Annotated in this window: 23 protein-coding genes; 12 read left to right on the top strand and 11 right to left on the bottom strand. The window is 74.3% G+C overall.

From position 1 onward, the window contains the following. Positions 1-99: 99 nt before the first annotated feature. Genes ACZ6O5_RS03650 through ACZ6O5_RS03635 form a run of 4 tightly spaced genes read right to left on the bottom strand, consistent with a single transcriptional unit; the run spans position 100 to position 5,035 of the window. Positions 100-1,146 (bottom strand): ABC transporter ATP-binding protein, encoded by a 1,047-nt coding sequence (locus ACZ6O5_RS03650; protein ID WP_465974304.1) that lies wholly within the window; start codon positions 1,144-1,146, stop codon positions 100-102. 15 nt (positions 1,147-1,161) lie between these two features. Then, the gene (locus ACZ6O5_RS03645) at positions 1,162-2,151 is read right to left on the bottom strand and encodes an ABC transporter permease (protein ID WP_465974303.1); all 990 of its coding nucleotides are present in this window, start codon (positions 2,149-2,151) and stop codon (positions 1,162-1,164) included. A 58-nt stretch (positions 2,152-2,209) separates the two neighbouring features. After that, complete coding sequence (locus ACZ6O5_RS03640; protein WP_465974302.1) at positions 2,210-3,955, bottom strand: ABC transporter substrate-binding protein; 1,746 nt, start codon at positions 3,953-3,955, stop codon at positions 2,210-2,212. Positions 3,956-4,015: 60 nt separating this feature from the next. Next, complete coding sequence (locus tag ACZ6O5_RS03635) at positions 4,016-5,035, bottom strand: ABC transporter permease (RefSeq protein ID WP_465974301.1); 1,020 nt, start codon at positions 5,033-5,035, stop codon at positions 4,016-4,018. 398 nt (positions 5,036-5,433) lie between these two features. On the opposite strand from ACZ6O5_RS03635, the gene ACZ6O5_RS03630 reads away from it, so the two are divergent. The 3 genes from ACZ6O5_RS03630 (at position 5,434) to ACZ6O5_RS03620 (ending at position 6,981) form a co-directional block, all read left to right on the top strand. After that, entirely contained in the window at positions 5,434-6,315 is an 882-nt protein-coding gene (locus ACZ6O5_RS03630) for a pentapeptide repeat-containing protein (RefSeq protein WP_465974300.1), read from the top strand. A gap of 132 nt (positions 6,316-6,447) precedes the next feature. Continuing rightward, the gene (locus tag ACZ6O5_RS03625) at positions 6,448-6,684 is read left to right on the top strand and encodes a preprotein translocase YidC (protein ID WP_281941412.1); all 237 of its coding nucleotides are present in this window, start codon (positions 6,448-6,450) and stop codon (positions 6,682-6,684) included. Positions 6,685-6,720: 36 nt separating this feature from the next. After that, positions 6,721-6,981: a hypothetical protein gene (locus ACZ6O5_RS03620; RefSeq protein WP_107158031.1), complete on the top strand. Its 261-nt coding sequence runs from the start codon at positions 6,721-6,723 to the stop codon at positions 6,979-6,981. On the opposite strand, the gene rnhA is transcribed toward ACZ6O5_RS03620, so the two are convergent. Further along, positions 6,900-7,466 (bottom strand): ribonuclease HI, encoded by a 567-nt coding sequence (gene rnhA / locus ACZ6O5_RS03615; protein WP_465974299.1) that lies wholly within the window; start codon positions 7,464-7,466, stop codon positions 6,900-6,902. The genes ACZ6O5_RS03620 and rnhA overlap by 82 nt on opposite strands. Before the next feature lie 110 nt (positions 7,467-7,576). Here rnhA and ACZ6O5_RS03610 point away from each other — a divergent pair, with 110 nt between their 5' ends. After that, on the top strand, positions 7,577-8,350 hold the full coding sequence (locus tag ACZ6O5_RS03610) for a tyrosine-protein phosphatase (protein ID WP_465974298.1): 774 nt from the start codon (positions 7,577-7,579) through the stop codon (positions 8,348-8,350). A gap of 2 nt (positions 8,351-8,352) precedes the next feature. Continuing rightward, positions 8,353-9,480 (top strand): serine hydrolase domain-containing protein, encoded by a 1,128-nt coding sequence (locus ACZ6O5_RS03605; protein ID WP_465974297.1) that lies wholly within the window; start codon positions 8,353-8,355, stop codon positions 9,478-9,480. Here ACZ6O5_RS03605 and ACZ6O5_RS03600 read toward each other — a convergent pair. Next, positions 9,418-10,641: a lycopene cyclase family protein gene (locus ACZ6O5_RS03600; RefSeq protein WP_465974296.1), complete on the bottom strand. Its 1,224-nt coding sequence runs from the start codon at positions 10,639-10,641 to the stop codon at positions 9,418-9,420. The genes ACZ6O5_RS03605 and ACZ6O5_RS03600 overlap by 63 nt on opposite strands. An 81-nt stretch (positions 10,642-10,722) precedes the next feature. Here ACZ6O5_RS03600 and ACZ6O5_RS03595 point away from each other — a divergent pair, with 81 nt between their 5' ends. Beyond that, complete coding sequence (locus tag ACZ6O5_RS03595) at positions 10,723-11,781, top strand: Gfo/Idh/MocA family oxidoreductase (protein WP_465974295.1); 1,059 nt, start codon at positions 10,723-10,725, stop codon at positions 11,779-11,781. Here the strand turns inward: ACZ6O5_RS03595 and ACZ6O5_RS03590 are convergent. Further along, positions 11,753-11,893, bottom strand: a complete 141-nt coding sequence (locus ACZ6O5_RS03590; RefSeq protein ID WP_465974294.1) for a hypothetical protein — start codon at positions 11,891-11,893, stop codon at positions 11,753-11,755. The genes ACZ6O5_RS03595 and ACZ6O5_RS03590 overlap by 29 nt on opposite strands. A gap of 169 nt (positions 11,894-12,062) precedes the next feature. On the opposite strand from ACZ6O5_RS03590, the gene ACZ6O5_RS03585 reads away from it, so the two are divergent. After that, positions 12,063-13,790 (top strand): FUSC family protein, encoded by a 1,728-nt coding sequence (locus ACZ6O5_RS03585; RefSeq protein ID WP_465974293.1) that lies wholly within the window; start codon positions 12,063-12,065, stop codon positions 13,788-13,790. Positions 13,791-14,026: 236 nt separating this feature from the next. Here ACZ6O5_RS03585 and ACZ6O5_RS03580 read toward each other — a convergent pair whose 3' ends face one another. The 3 genes from ACZ6O5_RS03580 to ACZ6O5_RS03570 form a co-directional block, all read right to left on the bottom strand. After that, positions 14,027-15,163, bottom strand: a complete 1,137-nt coding sequence (locus ACZ6O5_RS03580) for an RNA polymerase sigma factor (RefSeq protein WP_465974330.1) — start codon at positions 15,161-15,163, stop codon at positions 14,027-14,029. 8 nt (positions 15,164-15,171) lie between these two features. Next, a complete protein-coding gene (locus tag ACZ6O5_RS03575) occupies positions 15,172-15,582 on the bottom strand; it encodes a YciI family protein (protein ID WP_357306203.1) in 411 nt (136 codons plus the stop codon). Positions 15,583-15,810: 228 nt separating this feature from the next. Beyond that, the gene (locus ACZ6O5_RS03570) at positions 15,811-16,227 is read right to left on the bottom strand and encodes a DUF6069 family protein (RefSeq protein WP_465974292.1); all 417 of its coding nucleotides are present in this window, start codon (positions 16,225-16,227) and stop codon (positions 15,811-15,813) included. A gap of 171 nt (positions 16,228-16,398) precedes the next feature. Here ACZ6O5_RS03570 and ACZ6O5_RS03565 point away from each other — a divergent pair, with 171 nt between their 5' ends. The 5 genes from ACZ6O5_RS03565 to ACZ6O5_RS03545 all read left to right on the top strand — a co-directional run bounded on the left by ACZ6O5_RS03565 (position 16,399) and on the right by ACZ6O5_RS03545 (position 20,917). Continuing rightward, entirely contained in the window at positions 16,399-17,505 is a 1,107-nt protein-coding gene (locus ACZ6O5_RS03565) for a sensor histidine kinase (protein WP_465974291.1), read from the top strand. Positions 17,506-17,619: 114 nt separating this feature from the next. Then, positions 17,620-18,282: a response regulator gene (locus ACZ6O5_RS03560; RefSeq protein WP_281941436.1), complete on the top strand. Its 663-nt coding sequence runs from the start codon at positions 17,620-17,622 to the stop codon at positions 18,280-18,282. A 250-nt stretch (positions 18,283-18,532) separates the two neighbouring features. Further along, the gene (locus ACZ6O5_RS03555) at positions 18,533-19,018 is read left to right on the top strand and encodes a hypothetical protein (protein WP_281941438.1); all 486 of its coding nucleotides are present in this window, start codon (positions 18,533-18,535) and stop codon (positions 19,016-19,018) included. Between the two features lie 75 nt (positions 19,019-19,093). Continuing rightward, positions 19,094-19,744, top strand: coding sequence for a class F sortase (locus ACZ6O5_RS03550; RefSeq protein WP_465974329.1), 651 nt, complete (start codon positions 19,094-19,096; stop codon positions 19,742-19,744). A gap of 75 nt (positions 19,745-19,819) precedes the next feature. Then, positions 19,820-20,917 (top strand): magnesium and cobalt transport protein CorA, encoded by a 1,098-nt coding sequence (locus ACZ6O5_RS03545; protein WP_465974290.1) that lies wholly within the window; start codon positions 19,820-19,822, stop codon positions 20,915-20,917. Between the two features lie 13 nt (positions 20,918-20,930). Here the strand turns inward: ACZ6O5_RS03545 and ACZ6O5_RS03540 are convergent, their stop codons facing one another. After that, positions 20,931-21,623 carry a TetR/AcrR family transcriptional regulator gene (locus tag ACZ6O5_RS03540; RefSeq protein ID WP_465974289.1) on the bottom strand — a complete coding sequence of 231 codons (693 nt, stop codon included), beginning with the start codon at positions 21,621-21,623 and terminating at the stop codon, positions 20,931-20,933. Positions 21,624-21,676 lie beyond the last annotated feature (53 nt).

Below are 21,676 nucleotides of genomic sequence, written 5' to 3'. Positions count from 1 at the left end.
CGTCGACCGCCCGCACCGCCCCCCTGCCACGCAACCCGTCCCGCACCGGGAAATGCTTCGTCAGCCCCCGCACCGACAACAACGGCTCGGTCTCGACGCTCATCGGGCCACCCCCACCCGCGCGACCTCGTCGCGGTAGATCCGCTCCCGGTCCCCCGCCGACAGATGACAGGCGACCAGGTGCCCCGACTCACCGGCGTCCCGCAACCCGGGCACCTCGAGGCGGGAACGGTCGTCGGCCCACCGGCACCGCGGATGAAACGCGCACCCCGACGGCAGATTGATCAACGACGGCGGACTGCCGGAAATCGGCGCCAGGTCCGCGTCCGCGTCACCGTGCAAAGACGGCACGCTCGACAACAACCCCCAGGTGTACGGATGCTGCGGCGTCCGCAACACCCGCGCCACGCCGCCGTGCTCCACCGCCCGCCCCCCGTACATCACCAGGACGTCGTCGGCCACCTGCGACACCACACCCAGATCGTGCGTGATCAACACGATCGCCGAGCGGAACTCCGCCTGGAGATCCGCGAGGAGGTCCAGGATCTGCGCCTGCACCGTCACGTCCAACGCCGTCGTCGGCTCGTCGGCGATCAGCAGATCCGGGTCGTTGACCAGCGCCATCGCGATCATCGCGCGCTGCCGCATCCCGCCCGAGAACTCGTGCGGGTACTGCTCGAACCGCTTGGCCGGCTGCGGGATGCCGACCCGGTCCAGCATGTCGACGGCCCGGCTGCGGGCCTCCCGCTTCCCGGCCCTCGGGTGGTGCACCCGGTACGCCTCCGCGATCTGCTTGCCCACCGAGTAGTACGGGTGCAGCGCCGACAACGGATCCTGGAACACCATCGCCATGTCCCGGCCGCGCAGCCGCCGCACCTCATCCTCCGGCAGGCCGACAAGCTGACGCCCGCCGACGGAGATCTCCCCGGAGATGACCGTCCGCCTCGCGTTGTGCAGACCCAGGATCGCCAGCGAGGTCACGCTCTTGCCGGAGCCGGATTCCCCCACGATCCCGAGCGTGCGACCCCGCTCCACGGCGAACGACACCCCGTCCACGGCCCTGACCACACCGTCCTCGGTGTCGAACCGCACCCGCAGATCCGTGACGCGCAGGTACGGGTCCTGCGGCATCCGATGCTCGACCATGTCGATTCCTCCCGCTCAGCTCAACCGGACGCGCGGATCGATCACCGCGTACAGCACGTCGACGACGATGTTGGCGACCACGATGAACACGGCCGCCAGCAGCACGGTCGCCATCACCACCGGCAGGTTGAGGAACTGCACCGCCTCCACGGTGGCCTTGCCGAGGCCCTGGAGACCGAAGATGGTCTCGGTGATGAAGGTGCCGCCGAGGCTGGTGCCGATGTCCAACCCGGCGATGGTGACGATCGGGGTGATCGCCGCCCGTAGCGCGTGCCGGGTGTGCACCTGCCGCGCCGACAGTCCCTTCGCCCGGGCGGTACGGACGAAGTCCTCCGACAGCGTCTCCAGCATCTGCGCCCGGGACAGGCGCGCGTAGAGCGCCGAGTTGAGGAAGCCCAACGTCATCCAGGGCAGGATCAGCCCGGCCGCCCAGCGGACCGGGTTCTCGGTCAGCGGGGTGTAGCTGGGGAACGGCAGCAGCCCGGTGGAGTACACGAGCAGGTAGAGCAGGATCAGGCCGAAGAAGTAGACCTGCATGGACGCCCCGGCGAGGGTGATGCCGATGGCGGCCCGGTCGAACGCGGTGCCGCGGCGCAGCGCCGACACCATGCCCAGCGAGATGCCGAGGGCCAGCCACAGCACGGCGCCGCCGAGGACGATGCTGAACGTCACCGGGGCACGCTGGACGACGATCTCGGTGACCGGCTGGTTGTTGCGGAACGAGAAGCCCAGGCAGGGCGCTGGGCAGTCCTGCCGGAAGTCGCCCTCGCCGTAGGTGCGGCCGGCGAAGACGCCGTGGACGAAGTCGGCGTACTGGCGGGGCAGCGGCCGGTCGATGCCGAGCCGCTGTTCGACCTGGGCGATGTCCGCGGCGGTGCAGTTCTTGCCGCACATCACCTTCGCCGGGCTGCTCGGCACCGCGAAGAACAGCCCGAACGTGACCAGGCTGACGACGACCAGGGTCAGGACGGCGACGAGCAGTCGCCGGAGCACGAAACGGAGCACGGGAAACACCTCCCCCGGGTGGGGCGGGGGCGGCCGGTGTGGCCGCCCCCGCCGACGGTCACTGCTTCACGTGGATGCCGTTGAGCGAGATGATGCCGAACGCGTCGCTGAGGAAGGCGTTGCCGACCTTGGAGCCGTGCAGTTCGTAGGTGGCGTCGTAGTAGCAGGGCACGACCGGGGCGTACTCCTGCATGATGGTGCGGTCGAGGGCCATCCAGCCGGCGTCCTGCTCGGCGGCGGGCCGGCTGCGGACCCGGTCGATCTCCGCGCCGATCGACGGCTCGTTCAGGTACGACAGGTTCTGGTTGCCCTCGGCCACGATCTCCCGGCCGTCGTAGACCGGCGGGATGATCGTCGAGCCGGACGGGAAGTCCGAGCCCCAGCCGCTGAGGTAGATGTCGTACGGGTTGTTCCGGCGGCCGATCTCGTCGTAGTAGCTGCTGTTGTCGATCGGCTTCATCACGATGTCGAACCCCATGTCGGTGAGGTTCTTGCGCAACGCCTCGGCCTGCTGGGTGCGCAGCTCCAGGTTGGAGTGGGCGAGCACCAGCTTGGGACGCTTGCCGGCCAACAGCTCGGCGACCTTCGCCCGGTCGCCGGTGACCGGCGCGTTGAACAGGTCGTACTTCTGGAAGCCGGCGGTGGTCGGTGACATCAGCGTGGTGGCCGGGGAGCCGGCGGCCTGCCCGCCGAGCACCTTGAGCAGCGCGTCCTTGTCCACGGCGTAGTTGAGCGCCCGCCGCACGGCCAGGTCGGTGACGCGCTGGGTGTTGATGCTGAGCACCCAGGTGTACTGGGTGGGGCCCTTGACCACCCGGTCGGCGACGCCGGAGCCGGTGGTGCGGGGCAGCACGGACGGCGGCACGTCGGCCCAGCTCAGCGCCGTCTGGTCGGCGGGCCCGTCGGCGACCAGCCGTTCGGAGATCTGGGCCTGCTCCAGCCCGAACGTCACCCGGATCGCGTCCGGGTACGCGTTGCGGATCGGGTCGGTCGCCGCGTCCCAGTGCGGGTTGCGTTCCAGTTCCAGCGCCACGTCCCGCTGGTAGGACTTCACCCGGTACGGGCCGGACGAGAACGGCCGCAGGTCGTAGTTGGCCCGGGTGTCCTTGGCGGTCGGCACCGGCGCGCTGGTGGGCAGCGCGGCGGCGTACGGCAGGTCGCAGTGCGGCTGCGGGAACGTGAACCGGATCGTCCTGTCGTCGGGGGTCTCGACGCCGTCGGGCATCGGCCGGCCCCCGTCGTACGGTCCCTGGTAGCTCGCGTTGTAGGCGCCGCCCGGGTAGAGCCACTGCTGGATGTAGTGCGGGCCCTCGTTGAGCGCCGGCGCGAACGACCGGGCGATGCCGTGGGCGACGTCCTTGCTGGTCACCGCCGAGCCGTCCTCGTACTTGACGCCGTCACGGAGGGTGAACTCCCAGACCTTGCAGTCGTCGTTGACGTCCTTGCCGGGGTTGGTCGCCAGGTCGCCGACGAGCAGCAGCTTGCCGCTGCCGTCCTCCTTGTAGCCGTTGAGCGCCCGGTAGAGCTGCCCGCCGGTCACCTGTTGCGTGTTGACGTAGTTGCGGGCCGGGTCGAGGTGTTCGAAGTCGGCCGGCTGCATGACGGTCAGCGTGCCGCCCCGGGCGGCGCCGTCGACGGGTCTCGCCGGGCCCTGGTTGTCGGCGGCCTGGTAGGAGATCGAGCCGCTCTGGGTCTTCGTCTGCTGGTCCGCGCCGTCACCGCCGTCGGTGGTGGGGCTGCAACCGGCGGCGACCAGCGCCGCCGCGGCGAGGACACCGGTCAGTGTCCGGGTTCGGGTACGCACGGAGTGCTCCCTTCCTGCCCGGCGGCCCCCGCCGGCCGGGCATGTGGTGGCCGGGTGGGACTACCGGGTGGAGCGGGGATCCAGCGAGTCGCGCAGCGCGTCACCGAGCAGGTTGAACGCCAGGACCAGCAGGAAGATCGTCAACCCGGGGAACAGGGTGTACCAGGGGTCGCTCGCGACGTAGCCGATGCTGTTGAAGATCATGCGGCCCAGGTCGGGCGTGGGTTCGGTGACGCCGATGTTGACGAAGGCCAGCGCCGCCTCGATGGCGATGAACTGGGGCACCATCAGCGAGACGGTGACCAGGATCGGCGCCCAGATGTTCGGCAGGAGCTGCCGCAGCAGGATGTGCCCGGTGCCGGCCCCGGCGGCGCGGGCCGCCTCGACGAACTCCCGCTCCCGCAGCGAGATCACCTGCCCGCGGACCAGCCGCGCGGTGTACGTCCAGCTGAACAGCCCGAAGGTGGCGACGATCAGGGCCACCCGGAACGCCGGTGACGGGGACTCCCGGTCGGAGTAGAAGCGGTCCTGGAGGATCGGGATCACCGCGAGCGCGAAGATGAGGAACGGGAACGCCAGCGTGAGGTCGACCAGCCAGTTGACGACGCTGTCCAACCAGCCCCGGGCCCAGCCGGCCAGCACCCCGACCGCGACCCCGATGACCGAGGCCAGCAGCGCCGAGGCGAACGCGATGAACAGCGACGTACGCAGCCCGTACACCAACTGGAGCGCGATGTCGCGGCCACTACCGGGTTCCAACCCGAGCCAATGGTCGGTGTTGATCCCACCGGCATAGCCGATCGGCATTCCGAAATCGTTGAGCCGGTCGACGAACTTGTCTGTGGGGTCGATTCCGGTGAGGTGGCCCAGCAGCGGCGCGCCGAGCGCGACCACGGCGGCGACGGCCAGCGTCACGGCGCTCGCCCGGGCCGTGCGGTCCCGCTTCAGCCGCAGCCAGGCGAGCTGGTTGGGCGACCGGCCGACGATCTCCGGGCGGCCGGCGACGGTTCCGGCCACCGGTTCCGGAGCGGCCGGGTCGACGGGTGTGGCCACCGACGGCGGATGGGAAAGGTCGCTCATGAGGATCCTCCCGGGGAGCGGAAAACGTCCCTGCCACCTGACGGTAATGCGCGTGGGAACGGTGAAAAGAATCGTTACGGTAACGGCCGTTCCGGTTGTCGGACATCGACAACGATCCGGCCTACGGAATGCATCGGCGCAATAACGGCGCTATCCGGTTGTCAACCGTTCAGCCATTCGTGCCGCTGATTCTGCAATGCGTTGCCACGGATCACGGCCACGGTTGTCACCCGATCAGCCATTCCGCGCCCCGGCCGGCGCCGGTCGTGACCGTGGCGGCGCCCGCCGTCCCGTTCGCCGCCGCCCCCCTCGTGATCACGAGGGGGGCCGGTCCGGGCGGGTGGGGACGGGCGGACAATGGGCGCGGGCGGAGCTGGGGATTCGGGGAGGGCGTGGCGATGACCGCAGGGTCGGACGCGGGTGTGGGCCGGGAACTGCGGGCGGACTGCGCACGCTGCGCCGGGGTCTGCTGCGTCGCGCCGGCGTTCGCCGCCTCGGCCGACTTCGCCGTCGACAAACCGGCCGGGCAGCCCTGCCCGAACCTGCGCGCCGACGCCCGCTGCGGCATCCACTCCGAACTACGCGAACGCGGCTTCCCCGGATGCACCGTGTTCGACTGTTTCGGCGCCGGCCAGCACCTCACCCAGAGCACGTTCGCCGGCCGCGACTGGCGGGCCGATCCGGTCACCGCGCGGCGGATGTTCGACACGTTCGCCGTGTTGCGGCCGTTGCACGAGCTGCTGTGGTACCTGACCGAGGCGGTGCGGATCACCCGACCCGGCCCGCTGCGCGACGACCTGGTCGCCACGCTCGACGAGACGGGCCGGCTCACCGACGGCACGCCCAACGACCTGCTCGCCGTCGACGTCGACGCCCACCGGGGCCGGGTCAACCGGCTGCTGGCGAGCGCCGGCGAGCGGGCCCGGGCCGGCCGCGCCGGCCCTGACCGGCGGGGCGCGACGCTGATCGGCGTCGACCTGCGCCGCGCCGCGCTGGCCGGGGCGAACCTGCGCGGCGCCACGCTGATCGGCGCGGACCTGCGCGGCGTACGGCTCGGCGTCGCCGACCTGACCGGCGCCGACCTGCGCGGGGCGGATCTGCGCGGCACCGACCTGAGCGGGTGCCTGTTCGTGCACCAGTCCCAACTCGACGCCGCCCGCGGCGACCACCGCACGCTCCTGCCCACCGGCCTGCACCGCCCCACCCACTGGTCCCCCATCCCGCTCCCCACCCCCACCCACCGATCCCGCCGCCGCCCCACCCCCCGCCGCTCCCGGTGATCAAGGAGTTCGGGTCACCGGGCGCCCGCGACGCCGACGCGAACCTTTTGATCACCGGGGGTGGGGTGGGGTTTTGGTGGGGGTGGGGTGGGTAGGCGGCGGCACGGGTCGACGCGAGCGGGGGGCGGAGCGATGGGATATCGGGCACGCGACGGCGAGGAACCCGTCGACCCGGCGCACGCCGAGGACGCCGCCGGCCAGGCCCGCCTGGTGCAGGTGGCGGCGGACACGGACGTGCCGGCCCCCGCCCCGGACACGCCGGCGCCGGACGAGGTGACCGAGGACGACGGGTCCGGGATGGCCGGCGGAGCGTCCGGCAGCAGCTCGGGCGGCTCGTCGATGCCGACCCACCCCGACGCGGCCCGCTGAACGTTTGCCGTCACCGCGGGCGGGCAGGAGTGCGACATGACCAGTGAAGAGTCCTTCGGCCGCGCCGCCGGCGACGAACCCGACGGCGCCACCGCCTACGAGGCGTCCCTACGCCCGCCGGGCGAATCCCTGCACACCACCAACGACACCGGCGACGACTTCGCCGACCTGCCCGCCGAGGACCGCCGCTCGGCGCAGGACACGAGCCGCGCCGGCTACGACGTCGACGCGGTCTCCGGCACCGGCGACCCGGCCGACGAGCCGGAAGAGATCGAGGAGGGCCGGCCGCTGCGCTGAGCCGCACGCGGGGCGGCCGGTGCGCCGGCCGCCCGCGCCTCGGTCATCCCCCGGTTGGCAAGCGCGTCGGCGCGTTCGTTCTCCGGGTGCCCGTTGTGGCCCTTCACCCACAGCCAGGTGACGTCGTGGCGCACGCAGGCGGCCTCCAGCCGCTGCCACAGGTCGGCGTTCTTCACCGGCTGTTTCGCGGCGGTACGCCAACCGTTGCGCTTCCACCCGTCCACCCAGCCGGTGATGCCGTTACGCACATAGGTGCTGTCGGTGTGCAGCCGCACCGTGACCGGCCGGGTCAGGCTCTCCAACGCCCGGATCGCGGCGGTCAGCTCCATCCGGTTGTTGGTCGTCGCCGTGGCCTCGCCGCCGCACAACTCCCGCTCGTGCCCGCCCCAGCGCAGCAGCGCGCCCCAGCCGCCCGGACCGGGGTTGCCGCTGCACGCGCCGTCGGTCCAGATCTCCGCGACCCGGCCGCTCTCCGCCTCCACCATGCCGGCAACCTACCCGGTACGCCGCCCGACCCGACCGCCCGACCGCCCCGCGCGCCCAGCGCTCCGGCGGGGCCCGCCCGCGGCGCGTCGCCCGACTAGCGTGCGGAGCCATGACCGCACCCCTGGAGTTCAGCACCCTGTGCAACTTCCGAGACCTCGGCGGCTGGCGTACCGACGACGGTCGCACCGTGGCCCGCGGCCGGCTCTACCGCTCCGACTCCCTGGCCAAACTCGCCGGCGACGACCTGGCCCGGTTCGCGGCGCTCGGCGTCCGCACCGTGATCGACCTGCGCTACCCGTGGGAGATCGCCGACCGCGGCCGGGCACCGGAGAGCCTCGGCGTCACCTGGCACAACCTGAGCATCGAGCACCGCACCTACGTCCAGGCCGACATCGACCCCGACGTGGACCCGTGGCGCTACCTGGCCGACCGGTACGCCGAGGTGGCCGAGGACGGCGTGGTCGAGCTGCGCCGGGCGGTGGAGGTGATCGCGCACGACGCGCACCCGTTGGTGTTCCACTGCGCGTCCGGCAAGGACCGCACCGGGCTGCTGGCCGCGCTGGTGCTCGCCCTGCTCGGCGTGGACACCGACCAGATCGCGGCGGACTTCGCGCGCACCGAACACGCCACCGGGCGGCTGGTCGCCGAGTGGCGCGACCGCAACGGCGGCGCGACGCCACGCTGGCCCGCGTACGGGCGGGCGCCCGAGGCGCTCATCCGGCTGGTGCTGGCCGAACTGGCCACGGCGCACGGCTCGGTCCACGGCTACGTCACCGGGCGGCTCGGGGTGGGCGAGGAGACCATCGCCGCGCTGCGCGCCCGGCTGCTCACCGACGACGAAAAACCGCACGACGGCGACGCGACGCTCTGGCAGGCTCGCTGATCGTGGACAGTCGCTGGGACGGCCTGCGGGCCGAGGTGCGCACCGCGCTCGACAACCTCGTGACCTCCGGGCGGGAGGCCGGCGTGCAGGTGGCCGCGTACCTCGACGGCGCGCCGATCGTCGAGGAGCAGGCCGGCCTCGCCGACACCGCCACCGGCCGGCCGATGACCGCCGACACGCCGGTGCACGCGGTCTCCACCGGCAAGGGCCTCACCGCCACCGTGGTGCACGTGCTGGCCGAACAGGGCCGGCTCGACGAGGACCTGCCGCTGGCCCGGGTGTGGCCCGAGTTCGCCCGGCACGGCAAGGACGGCATCACGCTGCGGCACGTGCTCACCCACACCGCCGGCCTGCCCGCGCTGCCAGCCGACGTCACCCCCGCCGACTTCACCGACTGGTCCCGGATGTGCGACCTGCTCGCCGACGCGACACCCCTGTGGGCCCCCGGCGAGCGGCTGGCGTACCACGCGTGGACGTGGGGCTGGCTGCTCGGCGAGGTGGTCCGCCGGGTCACCGGCAGACCGGTCTCCCAGGTGCTCGCCGAGGAGGTGGCCGGGCCGCTCGGCGTGACCCGGGAACTGTTCCTCGGCGTACCGGACGCGGAACTGCCCCGGCTGGCCCGGCTGGAGGACGCCGGCCTGTCCGCGCTGATGACCTGGGCCGGCGCGCACCTGCCGCACTTCGACGCGGTGGCCCCGCCCGCGGTCCGCCCGGACACCACGACCGGCAGCGACCCCGACGTGCTGCGCGCCGACGTGCCCTCGGTCGGCACCATGAGCGCCCGCGCGGTCGCCCGGATGTACGCGGCGCTGCTCGGCCCCGTCGACGGCGTCCGGCTGATCTCCCCCGAACGGCTACGCGCGGTGTCCGCGCCGGCCGTCCGCGCCCAGGAGTGGGTGTTCGGGCAGGAGAGCACGTTCGGGCTCGGCTACGCGGTCGACGACGACGGCTCGTTCGGCACCGCCGGCAGCGGCGGCAGCCTCGCGTTCGCGTACCCGGAACTGGGGTTGACCGTGGCGGCGGTCCGCAACCGGCTCGGCGCCGGCGACGGCGACCCGATGGAGCGGCTACGGACGCTGGTGCGCGACCGGGTCACCGAGACCCTGAGCGGGGCGCAGCCGGGCGCGTAGCCGCCCGGCGGCGTCGCCGAGCACCGCGCCGGTCATCGGCAGCAGCGGGCTGGACCGCATCACCGCCAGATCCTCGGCCGGCGTGGTCACGCCGTCGAGGAACCGCAGCACCCGCTCCGCCGGGTTGCGGTCGAACAGCCGGTCGAAGAACTCCACCCCGGCCACGTGCCCCCGGTCCAGCGCGCGTAACGCCACCGCGTCCATCCACCGGTGCCGCCCCGGGTACGCCGGCCGAGGCACCGGCGGCCGGCCCGCCGCCACCGCCCGGGCCACCTGGTCGGCCTGGCGCAGCATCGCGGAGAACGTGAACCCGGTGGACGGGCGCGTCGCGCCGCCGGCGGTGCCCAACCGCACCACCCGGCGGCTCGGCCGGACCACGAACGGGCCGTCCGTCATCGGAATCACCCCGTTCTCCACCTCCCGCACCCGCAACGCGCCCAGATCCAGCCCGAGCAGCCCGGCGTAGCCGCGCAGCGCCGCGTCGTAGCCGGCGTCGTCGAGCACCGCCGGCCCGAACTCGGTGTACTCGACAAGCGCGAACCGGTCGTCGACCGGCAACACGTACCCGAACGACACCCCGCGGGCCGGCTGCGGCGTGCGGAAGTCCATCAGCACCGCCCGACCCGGGTCGAACGTCGGCCGCTCCGCCGCCAACCACCAGCCCCGGAAGTGCTGCAACCAGCTCGTCCGCCCCGGCCGCGACGGCGGGCGCGGCCGGGAGTCCAACACCCAACCGGCGCGCACCAACGCCCGCCCCGCCGGGTCGCACACGGTGACCCGCTCCCCGTCGTCACGCAGCTCCCCCGCCGGCGCGGCGATCCGGACCGCGTCCAGCCTCCGCTCCGCCTCGGCAGCCCGGTCGTAGACCGGGGCGGAGCGGACCATGGCGTACCGCAGCGGTGCCAGCGGCAGGACGCGGCGGCCCGCCGCGGTGACCACCTCCACCCGCGACCAGCTCGCGCTCAACAGCGGCTCCAGGTCACCGCCCGGCGAGCCCCAGAACGCCCAGGTGCGGTCCTGGCCCCGCTTGCGGACCGGGTCGACCACCGCGACCCGCACGCCGGTCACCCCGTGCCGGTCCAGGGCGGCCAGGACCAGCGACGCGGCGCCGCCGCCGCCGACCAGCGCGAGGTCGACGTCGACCGGGGAGGATGCGGGCATCCGCCCACGCTGTCACACCGGCGGGCAGCGCCGCCGGGGACCCCGCCGCCCGGCGCCGCCGCGCCGCGTAGATTCGGCGGCATGACGCTGCGGGTGGGACTGCTCGGGTACGGCACGGCCGGGCGGGTCTTCCACGCCCCGCTCATCGCCGCCACTCCCGGCCTGCGGCTGGACGCGGTGGTGACCCGCGACCCGCAGCGCCGCGCGCAGGCCCAGGCCGACCACCCCGACGCCCGGGTCGTCGACGACGCGGACCACCTGTGGCGGGCCGCCGACCAGCTCGACCTGGTGGTGGTGGCCGCGCCGAACCGGCAGCACGTGCCACTGGCCCGGGCCGCGGTGGCCGCCGGGCTACCGGTCGTGGTGGACAAGCCGCTCGCCCCGACCGGCGCGCAGGCCCGGGCGCTGCTGGCCGACGCCGACGCCGCCGGCGTGCCGCTCACCGTGTTCCAGAACCGACGCTGGGACGGCGACTACCGCACCGTGTGCCGGCTCGTCGAGGCCGGCGAACTGGGCCGGGTCACCCGGTTCGAGTCACGGTTCGAACGGTGGCGGCCGACGATCAAGCCGGGCTGGCGGGAGAGCGGCACGCCCGACGACGCCGGCGGCGCGCTGTTCGACCTCGGCGCCCACCTCATCGACCAGGCGGTCCACCTGTTCGGGCCGGTGGAACACGTCTACGCCGAGGTGGACCGGCGGCGGCCCGGCGCCGAGGTGGACGACGACGCGTTCGTCGCGCTCACCCACACCGGCGGCGTACGCTCGCACCTCTGGACGGGCGCGGTCACCGCGCAGCCCGGCCCCCGCTTCCGGGTCCTCGGCGACCGGGCCGCCTACACGAGCTGGGGCCTGGACCCGCAGGAGGCGGCGCTGCGCGCCGGCCGGCGCCCCGACGAGCCCGGCTGGGGCGAGGTCGACCCGCAACGGTACGGGCGGCTCGGCGCCGACGACGACCTGCGGGCCGTACCCACCGAACCGGGTCGCTACCCGGACTTCTACGCCCAGGTGGCGACCGCGCTACGCGACGGCACACCGATGCCCGTCGACCCGGCCGACGCGGTCGCCGTGGTCGAACTGATCGAGCTGGCGCACGAGGCCGCCGCGCAGAACCTCACGCTGCCGGTCCCCCCGCTGCGCTGACCGCCGGCCCGGGCGCCGCCGGGGCCGGCTCGGCGTACGCGGCGGCCACCGTCGCCCGGTCGAACACCCGCCACGTCGCGGCGATCACCACCACCGCCGGCAGCAGCCGCACCGCCGAGCGGTTTAAGGCCGGGCCCCCTGTTAACGCCTCCGGTAGAGACGGGGCCCCACCTCACACGTGGGCGTGCTCTCGTTAGGACGCGGGCCGGTCGGGGTACCTGCGGGCGACGACCGGGCCGGCCCGGTGAATCCGACCGGTGCGACCGAGGTGAGGTACGGACATGCCGAACTGGGTGCGGGCCGCCGCCGGGCGGGTACGCCGGGACTGGGTGTCGGTGGTCGAGGCGACCGTGGCCGCCACCGTCGCCTGGGTCCTCGCCTCCCGGGTGATCGGCCACCCCGATCCGTTCTTCGCCCCGTCCGCCGCGCTGGTGGTGCTCGGCGAGACCCGGGGCAAGCGACTGCGGCAGACCGTCGAGATCCTCCTCGGGGTGGCCGCCGGCATCCTGGTGGCCGACGTCGTCGTGCAGGCCCTCGGCCCGACCACCACCACCGTGTTCCTGGTCCTGGGCTGCACCCTCGGACTGATGGTGGTGCTCGGCGCGAGCACCACGCTGACCGTGCAGGCCGCCGTCTCGGCGTTGTACCTGGTCGTGGTGGCCGCGCCGAAGGGCAGCCTGATGCCGTTCCGGTTCGTCGACGCGCTGATCGGCGGCGCGGTGGCGATCGCGGCCAGCCAGTTGATCGTCGCCCGGGACCCGCTCGCGCCGCTGGTGGCCGAGGCCCGGCAGACCTTCGCCGACCTGGCCGACCTGCTCGACCGGATCAACGACGCGCTGCGCCGGTGCGACGAGGACGCCGCCCGGGCGACCCTGGAGCGGGCCCGCCAGGTGGACGACTGCGTGGATCGGCTGCGCGAGGCGGTGGCGGCCACCGGTGAGACGTTGCGGCTACGGGTCCGCCGCCGCCGGCACATCGGCCAGGTCCGGGAGGTCGAGGCCACCACCCGGCAACTCGACTACGCCGCGCGCAACATCCGGGTGCTGGCCCGCGCCGGGGTGCACCTGACCCGGCTGCACACCGCCACCCCACCCGAACTGGCCCTGGCGATCAACGAACTCGCCGACGCGCTCCGCGCCGCCGGCGAGGCCATGGTGCACAGCCTGACCGGCGACGAGGAGGCGACCGAGTGCGCCGAACGGGCCGACGCCGCCGCCCTGGAGGCGGTCCGGATCGCCGCGCAGTTGTTCGAGTCCCAGCCGCCCCTGCCCCTCATCATGATCTCGGACAGATCCGGGCCACCGCCATCGACCTGCTGCGCGCGGTCGGCACCGACGACCCGGTCCTCGGCCGGGTCGACGAGGCCCTCGGCCTGCCGGAGTCACCCACCCCGCCGGCGCCTCGCGCCGATCCCGGGACGACGCCGACAACAACAATGGCGGCATGACACGTCCACGGCCGGACGGCACCGGTGGCCGGAGCGCGCCGACGGCCCGGCGGCACCGGTGGGCCGCCGACATTCCCTCGGCCGCCGCCGGCCGCGAAACGGTCGCCGGCGGGCGTTTCGCGGCCGGCGCGGGGCACTGCCGGGCCGGCCGCGTCCCCGCTCAGCTCAGTCGGCCTCGTCGAGGGTGGGGATCGGCAGCGCGACCGGGTCGCCGGGACCGCCCGCCGGGACCGAGTGCGGCGGCGCCGGCCGCTCCACCGCCGGTCGCCGCGAGTACAGCCGCCCCTGGCCGGCCGGACCGTTGCGGCGGGACACCTCGACCGTCACCATCCGGATCGGCGCGGGCGGCGCGGTGAACCCGGGTACGCCCCAGCGCAACCAGATCGGGACCCGCCCGGCCTCGGCCTCGGCCAGCAGCTTCTCCACGGTCCGTCGACGGTCGGTGTGGTCGACCTCGACGACGACCGGCGGACGGTCCGGCCGGGCGCAGGCGACGTCGAGCACCGACTGCCGCCCGGACAGCGGCGGCGGCAACGGCACCACGCTCGCCGCCCGGCGGTAGACCCGCCAACCCTCGCCGGTCGCCCACTCCGCCACGGCGTCGACCAGCCGGGCGGTCACCTGGTCGGTGGTCAGATCCACGAAGGTCAGCCCGTCGAGTCGGTGCGCGAGGGACGCGGCCACCCGCTCGCCGTCCAGCCCCAGATCCATGCCCGCAGGCTAGCGTGCGGCCGACCCGCCGACCCCTGCGGAGCGCACCCCCGAGAACCGGCCGACGTCCACCCCGGAACGGCCGGGTCACCGAGTGTTGAGGCGGGCGGCCTGGCGGATCAGGTGGTCACGCTCGGCCAGATTGGTCGCCCGACGAGCGGCCTCGGCGTAAAGTGTTGCCGCCGTCGACCGGTCACCGTCGCGTTCGTGCAGGTACGCGGCCACCGCCGTGTACCGGGGCAGCGTCTCGTCCAGCGCCGCGAGCGCGGCCAGCCCGGCCCGCGGACCGTCCGCCTCGCCGACGGCGACCGCGCGGTTGAGCCGTACCACCGGGCTGTCGGTCAGGCGCACCAGCTCGTCGTACCATTCCACGATCTGCACCCAGTCGGTCTCCGCCGCGGTGGGCGCGTCGGCGTGCAGCGCCGCGACGGCGGCCTGGGCCTGGAACTCACCCAGCCGGTCGCGGGCCAACGCCGCCTGGAGGATCCGCACCCCCTCGGCGATCAGGCCGGTGTCCCAGCGGCGGCGGTCCTGCGCGGCCAGCGGCACCAGACCGCCGTCGGGCGCGGTCCGGCTGGCCCGGCGGGCGTGGTGCAGCAGCATGAGGGCGAGCAGCCCGGCCACCTCGGGATGGTCGATGGCGGCGGCGAGTTGTCGGGTGAGTCGGACCGCCTCGGCCGCCAGGTCGACGTCGCCGGAGTAGCCCTCGTTGAACACCAGGTAGAGCACGCGCAGCACGGTGGCGACCTCACCGGGCTGGTCGAACCGGACGCCCGACACGGTGCGCTTCGCGCGGCTGATCCGCTGCGCCATGGTCGCCTCCGGCACCAGGTAGGCCCGGGCGATCTGCCGGGTGGTGAGCCCGCCGACCGCGCGCAGGGTGAGCGCCACCGCGGACGACGGGGTCAGCGACGGATGCGCGCAGAGGAAGTAGAGCCGGAGCGTGTCGTCGACCCCTGGCACCGGCCCGGGCGCCGGCTCCTCGTCGACGGCGTCCTCGCGCCGACGCCGGGCGGCGTCGGCGCGGGCCGTGTCGAGGAACCGGCGCCAGGCCACGGTGACCAGCCATGCCTTCGGCTCGCGCGGCGGGTCCGCCGGCCAGACGCGGAGCGCTTCGACCAGGGCGTCCTGCACGGCGTCCTCGGCCGTCGCGAAGTCGGCTCCGCGGCGGACGAGGACGCCGAGGACGCCCGGGATGAGGCTGCGCAGCAGCACCGCGTCCATCGGTCGGGTCACTCCGTGATGGTGGGCGGCGCGGTCAGGAACGGGCGCAGCTCCAGCCACTCGCGGATCGGCTTGCCGCCCTGCCCCGGCGCGGCGGACAACTCCGCGGCCAGGTCGAGGGCGCGTTCGTGGCTGTCCACGTCGATCACCATCCAGCCGGCGATGAGGTCCTTCGTCTCGGCGAACGGACCGTCGGTGACCGGCGGGCGACCCTCGCCGTCGTAGCGCACGAACGTGCCCTCCGGGGCGAGCGCCTGCGAGTCGACGAACTCGCCCGTCTCCTCGAGACGGGCCGCGAAGTCCTTCATGTACTGCACGTGCGCGGTCACCTCCTCGGGCGTCCACCGGTCCAGCAGCGGCATGTCGGTGACCGGGGTCGGGCCGCCACGGTAGTGCTTCAGCAGCAGGTACTTCGCCATGATGGGTCTCCTCGGTGCGGGTACGGCCCATTCTGGCCGCGTTCACTCCGGGGACGGAGCCGGCCGCCGGTTCTCGACATCGGGGTCGGAAACTTTCCGTTCGCACTTGCCTTGTCCTCTACCGCGACACGGTCGCCGACGTCACAACCCGTAAGGCATCCTAGGATCCTGGATTTATAATCGGGTCGGGGTCGCCCACCCCCGTGCCGGCGACCCCGACCCGACGGCTCAGCCGGCGGCGGTCCGCCGCAGCCCGGGCACCAGCACGGCGCCGGCCACCAGGTGCAGCACCACCAGGGTCACCGTCGCCGGCCCACCCGCTCCCCCGCCCAGCGGACCGACCAGGGACAGCAGCAACACCAGCACCGCGACCGCGGTCCAGACGGTCCGGGCCCGCCCGGTGACGCGCTCCAGCAGGGCCAGCAACGCCCAACCGGCCAGGCCGGCGAGCAGCGTGCTGACCGCGACGGCGAGCGGCGTGACGCGCTGCTCGCCGTCGCCGCTGCGCGCCACCAGCACCACCCCGGCCAGCGGCACCGCGACGACCCAGCCCAGCAGCGTGGCGACGGTGGCGGCGAGCACGGTGAGCAGCCGGTCACGGCGACGGGCCGGACGGACGCCGGCGTTCGGGATCGTGGTCTCCATCGGTGCGTACCTCCCGGTCGGATCTACTGCCGGCAACGCTAGGTCCGGACGGGCACCGCGCGGATCACGCCGGGGAGCGGTTCCCGCCTCCGTCCCGGGACCCAGCGCCCCGCCGCATCTCCGTCTCCCGGCCGATGAACGGCGGTGGGCCGACGGCCTAGCATCCGGGGCATGAGGTGCCCGTCCCGGTCCCGGTCCGTGCTGCTGCTGATCGACGGCGGCATCGCCGCCGTCGTGCTCGGCGTGTCGCTGCTCGTGCTGCTGACGTCGGGCACCCGCCCGACCACGCCGGGCGGCACCGCCGTCGCGGTCGGCCTCGCCGCGTGGCAGGCCAGCTGTCTGCTGTGGATCCGCTACCGACCCGGGTACGCGCTCGCGATGGCCGCGGCGGCCGGCGTGGGCCTGGAGGCGCTCTGCCCGGCACTGGGCTGGCTCGGGCTGGTGGCCGCGCCGCTGTCCTACGTGGCCCGGCTGCGGCCGCCCCGCTTCTCGCTTGTCGCGCTCGGCCTGCTGCTGGCGTGCACGCCGTGGAAGCTGGTCACCGGTGACTGGCGGGATCTGCTGCTCGCGGTGACCGCGCTCGGCCTGAGCTGGTCGGTCGGCGAGTTGCTGCGCGCCCGGGAACAGCGGCGCTGCGAGTGGGAGCGGCAGGTCCGCGCACGGGAGCGGGAGCGGATCTCCCGCGAGCTGCACGACGTGGTCGCCCATCACGTGGCGGTGATCGCCGTGCAGGCCGTCGCCGCCGAGGACGTCTTCGACGAGCAGCCGGCACAGGCGCGCGCCGCGCTCGGGTCCATCCACACGGCGGCCCGGTCCGCGCTCACCGAGCTGCGCGCCATGCTGCACGCGTTGACCGCCGACGACGGGACCGACCCGAACGGGCCGCAGCCCGGGCTGGCCCAACTCGACGCGCTGGTCGAGGCCGTGCGGGCGGTGGGGTTGCCGGTGACGCTGCGCCGGGAGGGCGACTGCGGGAAGCTGCCCGGCGGGGTGCAGCTCTCGGCGTACCGGATCGTGCAGGAGTCGCTGACCAACGCGCTGCGGCACGGGCACGCCACCCGGGCCGACGTCGACGTCCGGTACGACGACGGGGTGCTGCGGCTCGAGGTGGTCAACGACGGCTCGACGCCGGCCCGCCGGCCCGGGACGACGGGTGGGCGCGGCATCGTCGGCATGCGGGAACGGGCCCGGCTGCTCGGCGGCACCCTCGACGCCGGCCCGCTGCCGACCGGCGGTTTCCGGGTGCACGCGCGACTGCCGGTCGGCGCGGCCCGGTGAGCGCGAGGAGCGAGCCGGGGTTGCGAGCCCCGCGGTCGCGAACGAAGGAGATCCGGTGAGCGCGAGGAGCGAGCCGGGGTTGCGAGCCCCGCAGTCGCGAACGAAGGAGATCCGGTGACCGTGCGCGTGGTGGTCGTGGACGACCAGGAGCTGATCCGCGCCGGGCTGCGTACGGTGCTCGACGCGCGAGCCGACCTGACCGTGGTCGGCGAGGCCGCGGACGGCGTGGAGGCGGTGGCGGTGGCCACCCGGACCCGCCCCGACGTGGTGCTGATGGACGTGCGGATGCCCCGGCGGGACGGCATCGCGGCCACCCGGGAGCTGGTGGCCGCCGGCAGCCCGGCCCGGATCGTCATGCTCACCACGTTCGACGTCGACGAGCACGTCTACGCCGCGCTGCGCGCCGGGGCGAGCGCCTTCCTGCTCAAGGACACCCGCCCGGCGGACCTGGCCGAGGCGGTACGGGTGGTGGCCCGGGGCGAGGCGTTGCTGGCGCCGACGGTGACCCGGCGGCTGCTGGACCGGTTCGCCGACCGGCTGCCCGGTCCGGCGCCCACCGCCGAACGGGCCCTCGCCGCGTTGACCGCCCGCGAGGTGGAGGTGCTCACGCTGACCGCCCGTGCGCTGTCCAACGCCGAGATCGCCGAGCGGCTGCATGTGAGCACCGCGACCGTGAAGACCCATGTCTCCGCGATCCTCACCAAGCTGGGCCTGCGGGACCGGATCCAGGCGGTGGTTCTCGCGTACGACGTCGGGCTGGTCCGGCCGGCCGGCTGAGCCGTGCCGGGCGCGCGGCGGCGCTCACCTCGCGCGGCGCGGCGTTTTGTCCGCCGCGGCGCCGCCTGTGCCGGCATGTCCGCCGTCCGGTGGCGGGAGGGGGGACACCGGACGGCAACGAAGATTTCTCAATTACCCCCAGTGACCGCCGCAACCCTCCTAGTGTTGGCCACACCGGTGCTCGTCACGGAGTTGGCCACCCGAACGACGTCCCACGCAGACAGCGGACGAAAAGTGAGGGAAGACGCGGATGAAGGCACAGTCAATTCTCGGATCGGCGGCGGTCGGCGTGGGTCTCGGCGCACTGCTGCTCCCGGCCGCCGCGCTGGCGGACACCAGAGTCTCTCCCGCCACCACCCCGGTCGGCGGCACGGTAGTGCTCACCTCGACGTGCAACCCGAAGGCCGGTGACGCGATCTTCCGGGTCACCGGGCCGGACCGGGATCAGAACGTCAGGTCCACCACGGCCGCGGCGGGCGGCGGGCTGAGCGCGGAACTGTTCACCGCCGGGTTCACGCTCGGCACGTACACGGTGGCCACGACCTGCGGCGACGGCAGCGACGGCGGCAGCGCCACGTTCACCGTCACCCCGATCGGCGGCGCGCAGGCCGGCGCCGGTGGCCGGGACGGCGACACCGGAGTGCTGGTGGCGGGCGGCGCGCTGGCCGCCGGCGCGCTCGCCGGCGGGGCGTACGTCCTGGTCCGTCGCCGGCGCCGGGCCGGCGTCACCGCCTGACAGTTCGTCGAGTGGGTCGCCCGCGCCGGTCCGTCCGGCGCGGGCCCCGCGTCCTCGCCGGACGGAGGTAGGACCCTGTCCCCAGCAGAGCGTCGGGCGGGTGGGCCGTCGCGGGCCCGCACCGCCGCCGTCGTCACCGCCGTCACCCTGGCCGGGGCCACCGGTGCCGGGCTGCTCTCGGCCGGTCTCGGCAGCACCTCGGCGTCGCCGCCCCAACCGGGCGCGTCCGCCGCGCCGGCCACCGAGCGCCCCGGCTCCGCCGGTCCGGCACTCCCCCGCGCGGCGCCGCTGCGGGTGGTCATCCCCCGCATCGGCGTCGACGCCGAGATCGTCGCGGTGGCCACCGACGACGGCGGCGCGCTGGAGGTGCCGCCGCTGGAGCACCCGGAGGTCGCCGGCTGGTACCGGCCGGGTCCGGCGCCCGGCCAGGCCGGCAACGCGGTGCTGGTCGGGCACGTCGACTCCACCCGCGGGCCGGCGGTCTTCTTCGACCTCGGCCGGCTGCGTCCCGGCGACACCGTCCGGGTGGTCCGGGCCGACGGCCGGACCGCGGCGTTCACCGTGGACGGTGTCGGCGCGTACCCCAAGGCGCGTTTCCCCACCGAGCGGGTGTACGGCGGCGGCGCGGCGGCCCGGCTACGGCTGATCACCTGCGGTGGTCGGTTCGACCCGCGCACCGGCAGCTACCCCGACAACATCGTGGTCTTCGCCACCGCCGCCGGTTGACCCGGCCCGGGGCTCACCGCCGCACCGCCGGGCCGTACGGTAGGCCGTCGGTTTCCCGGCGGGCGGAGGTGCGCGGTGGACCGGATCCAATGGCGGGAACGGCTGCCCGGCGTCGTCGGGCGCCTGCTCGGACACGACCGTCCGGTGGCCGGGAAGCGTCCACGCCGGACCAACCCGGACGCGGTGGTCGACTGCGCGGTCTACGTCGCCGGGCGGCGGGAACCGGGCCGGCCGCACTACGTCGACGCGTACGCCCGGGCCCGCCACGGCCGCCGCGCGTTCGTCTGGCTCGGGTTGCACGAGCCGGGCGCGGCGGTGATGGCCGCGGTCGGCCGGACGTTCGGTCTCGACGAGGCGGCGGTGGAGCAGGCGCTCGCCGACGGGCACCGGCCCACCGTGCGGCGCCTCGGTGACGTGACGCTGGTGGTGCTGCGCAGCGCCGGGTACGTCGAGCACGGCGAACTCACCGCCACCTCGGAGGTGGTCGACACCGGGGACGTGCTGGTGTTCCTCGGCGACCGCTTCGCGCTGACCGTCCGGCACGGCGCCACCGGCGCGCTCGCCCCGGTGCGCGAGGCGGTGCAGCGCCGCCCCGACGTGCTGGCCCAGGGACCCTGGGCGGTGGCGTACGCGGTCTGCGCCCGGATGGTCGAGCTGTACGGGGAGGTCGCCGAGCACCTGGAACGCGATCTGGAACGGGTCGAGGAGAGCGTCTTCGCCCGCGAGCACGGCGCCGACATCCAGCACCTCTACCAGCTCAAACGGGAGGTGGTCGAGTTCAAGCGGGCGGTGCTGCCGTTGGGCGCCCCGCTGCGCGCGCTGCTGGACCCGTCCGACGCCGGCCCGCCGACCGCACTGCGGTCCCGGTTCGCCGCGGTGGCCGACGACCTGGCCCGGGTGGTCGAACGGATCGGCGCCTACGACGAGTTGCTCACCTCGCTGGTCCAGTCCCGGCTGGCGCAGCTCGCGGTGGAACAGAACGACGACATGCGCAAAATCGCGTCGTGGGCGGCGATCGCCGCCTCGCAGACCGCGGTGGCCGGCGTGTACGGGATGAACTTCGCGCACATGCCGGAGCTGCACTGGAGGTACGGCTACGGTGGCGCGCTGCTGCTCATGGCGACGCTGGCGGTGACACTGCACCGGTTGTTCCGCCGCTCCGGCTGGCTCTGACCGGCGGTGCCCATCACGGTCCGGGCGGCGTACCGGGCCCGGCCGCGGCCCGGAGCAGGCCGGTGAGGCCCTCCTCGAACAGCAGGTCGTCGCTCCACCGGCCGTCGTCGAGGTGACCGGAGGCGGTCAGCGTCGGATAGGCGGCGGCGCTCGCCGCCACGTGGGCGCGGGCGGCGGCCCGCGCGTCGGGGTGCGCGGCCCGTCGCCAGGTGGCCTCGGTCAGCGACGCGCCGATGACGTAGTTGGCCAGCATCCGGGTGACCACCGCGAGCTGACGGCCGTGGCAACCGCCGCGCACCAGCGTGGCCTGGAGAAACTCGGTGCGGGCCAGCACGTTGGGGCCGAGCATCGGCCGGCCGACCAGCCCCGACGCCCAGGGGTGGTCGAGCATCGCGGCGCGCCACGCGCGGACGAGAGCCCGGACGTCCTCCCGCCAGTCGTCGCTCACCGGCGGGATCGGCACCTCGCCGAAGATCCGGTCGACGGCCAGGTCCAGGACGTCGTCCCGGGTCCGCACGTGCCAGTAGAGCGCCGTGGGTGTCACGTCGAGGCGCTCGGCGAGGCGGCGCATCGTCAGCCCGTCGACGTCGTGCCGGTCCAGGAGGGAGACCGCCGCGTCCACGATGTGCTCCCGGGTCAGCGGCGGTCGGCGGCGCGCCCGGTTCGGCTCCGTCCGGAGCCACACCGGCGGCTGGGTGGCGGTCACGACGCCATCATAAACAGTGGACAGCCAACTTAACGACGGTAAATTGGCTGAAC

The organism is Micromonospora sp. NPDC049201, from assembly GCF_055586805.1.
The sequence above is the reverse complement of the archived record's forward strand: the minus strand, read 5'-3'. Positions and strand labels throughout refer to the sequence as shown.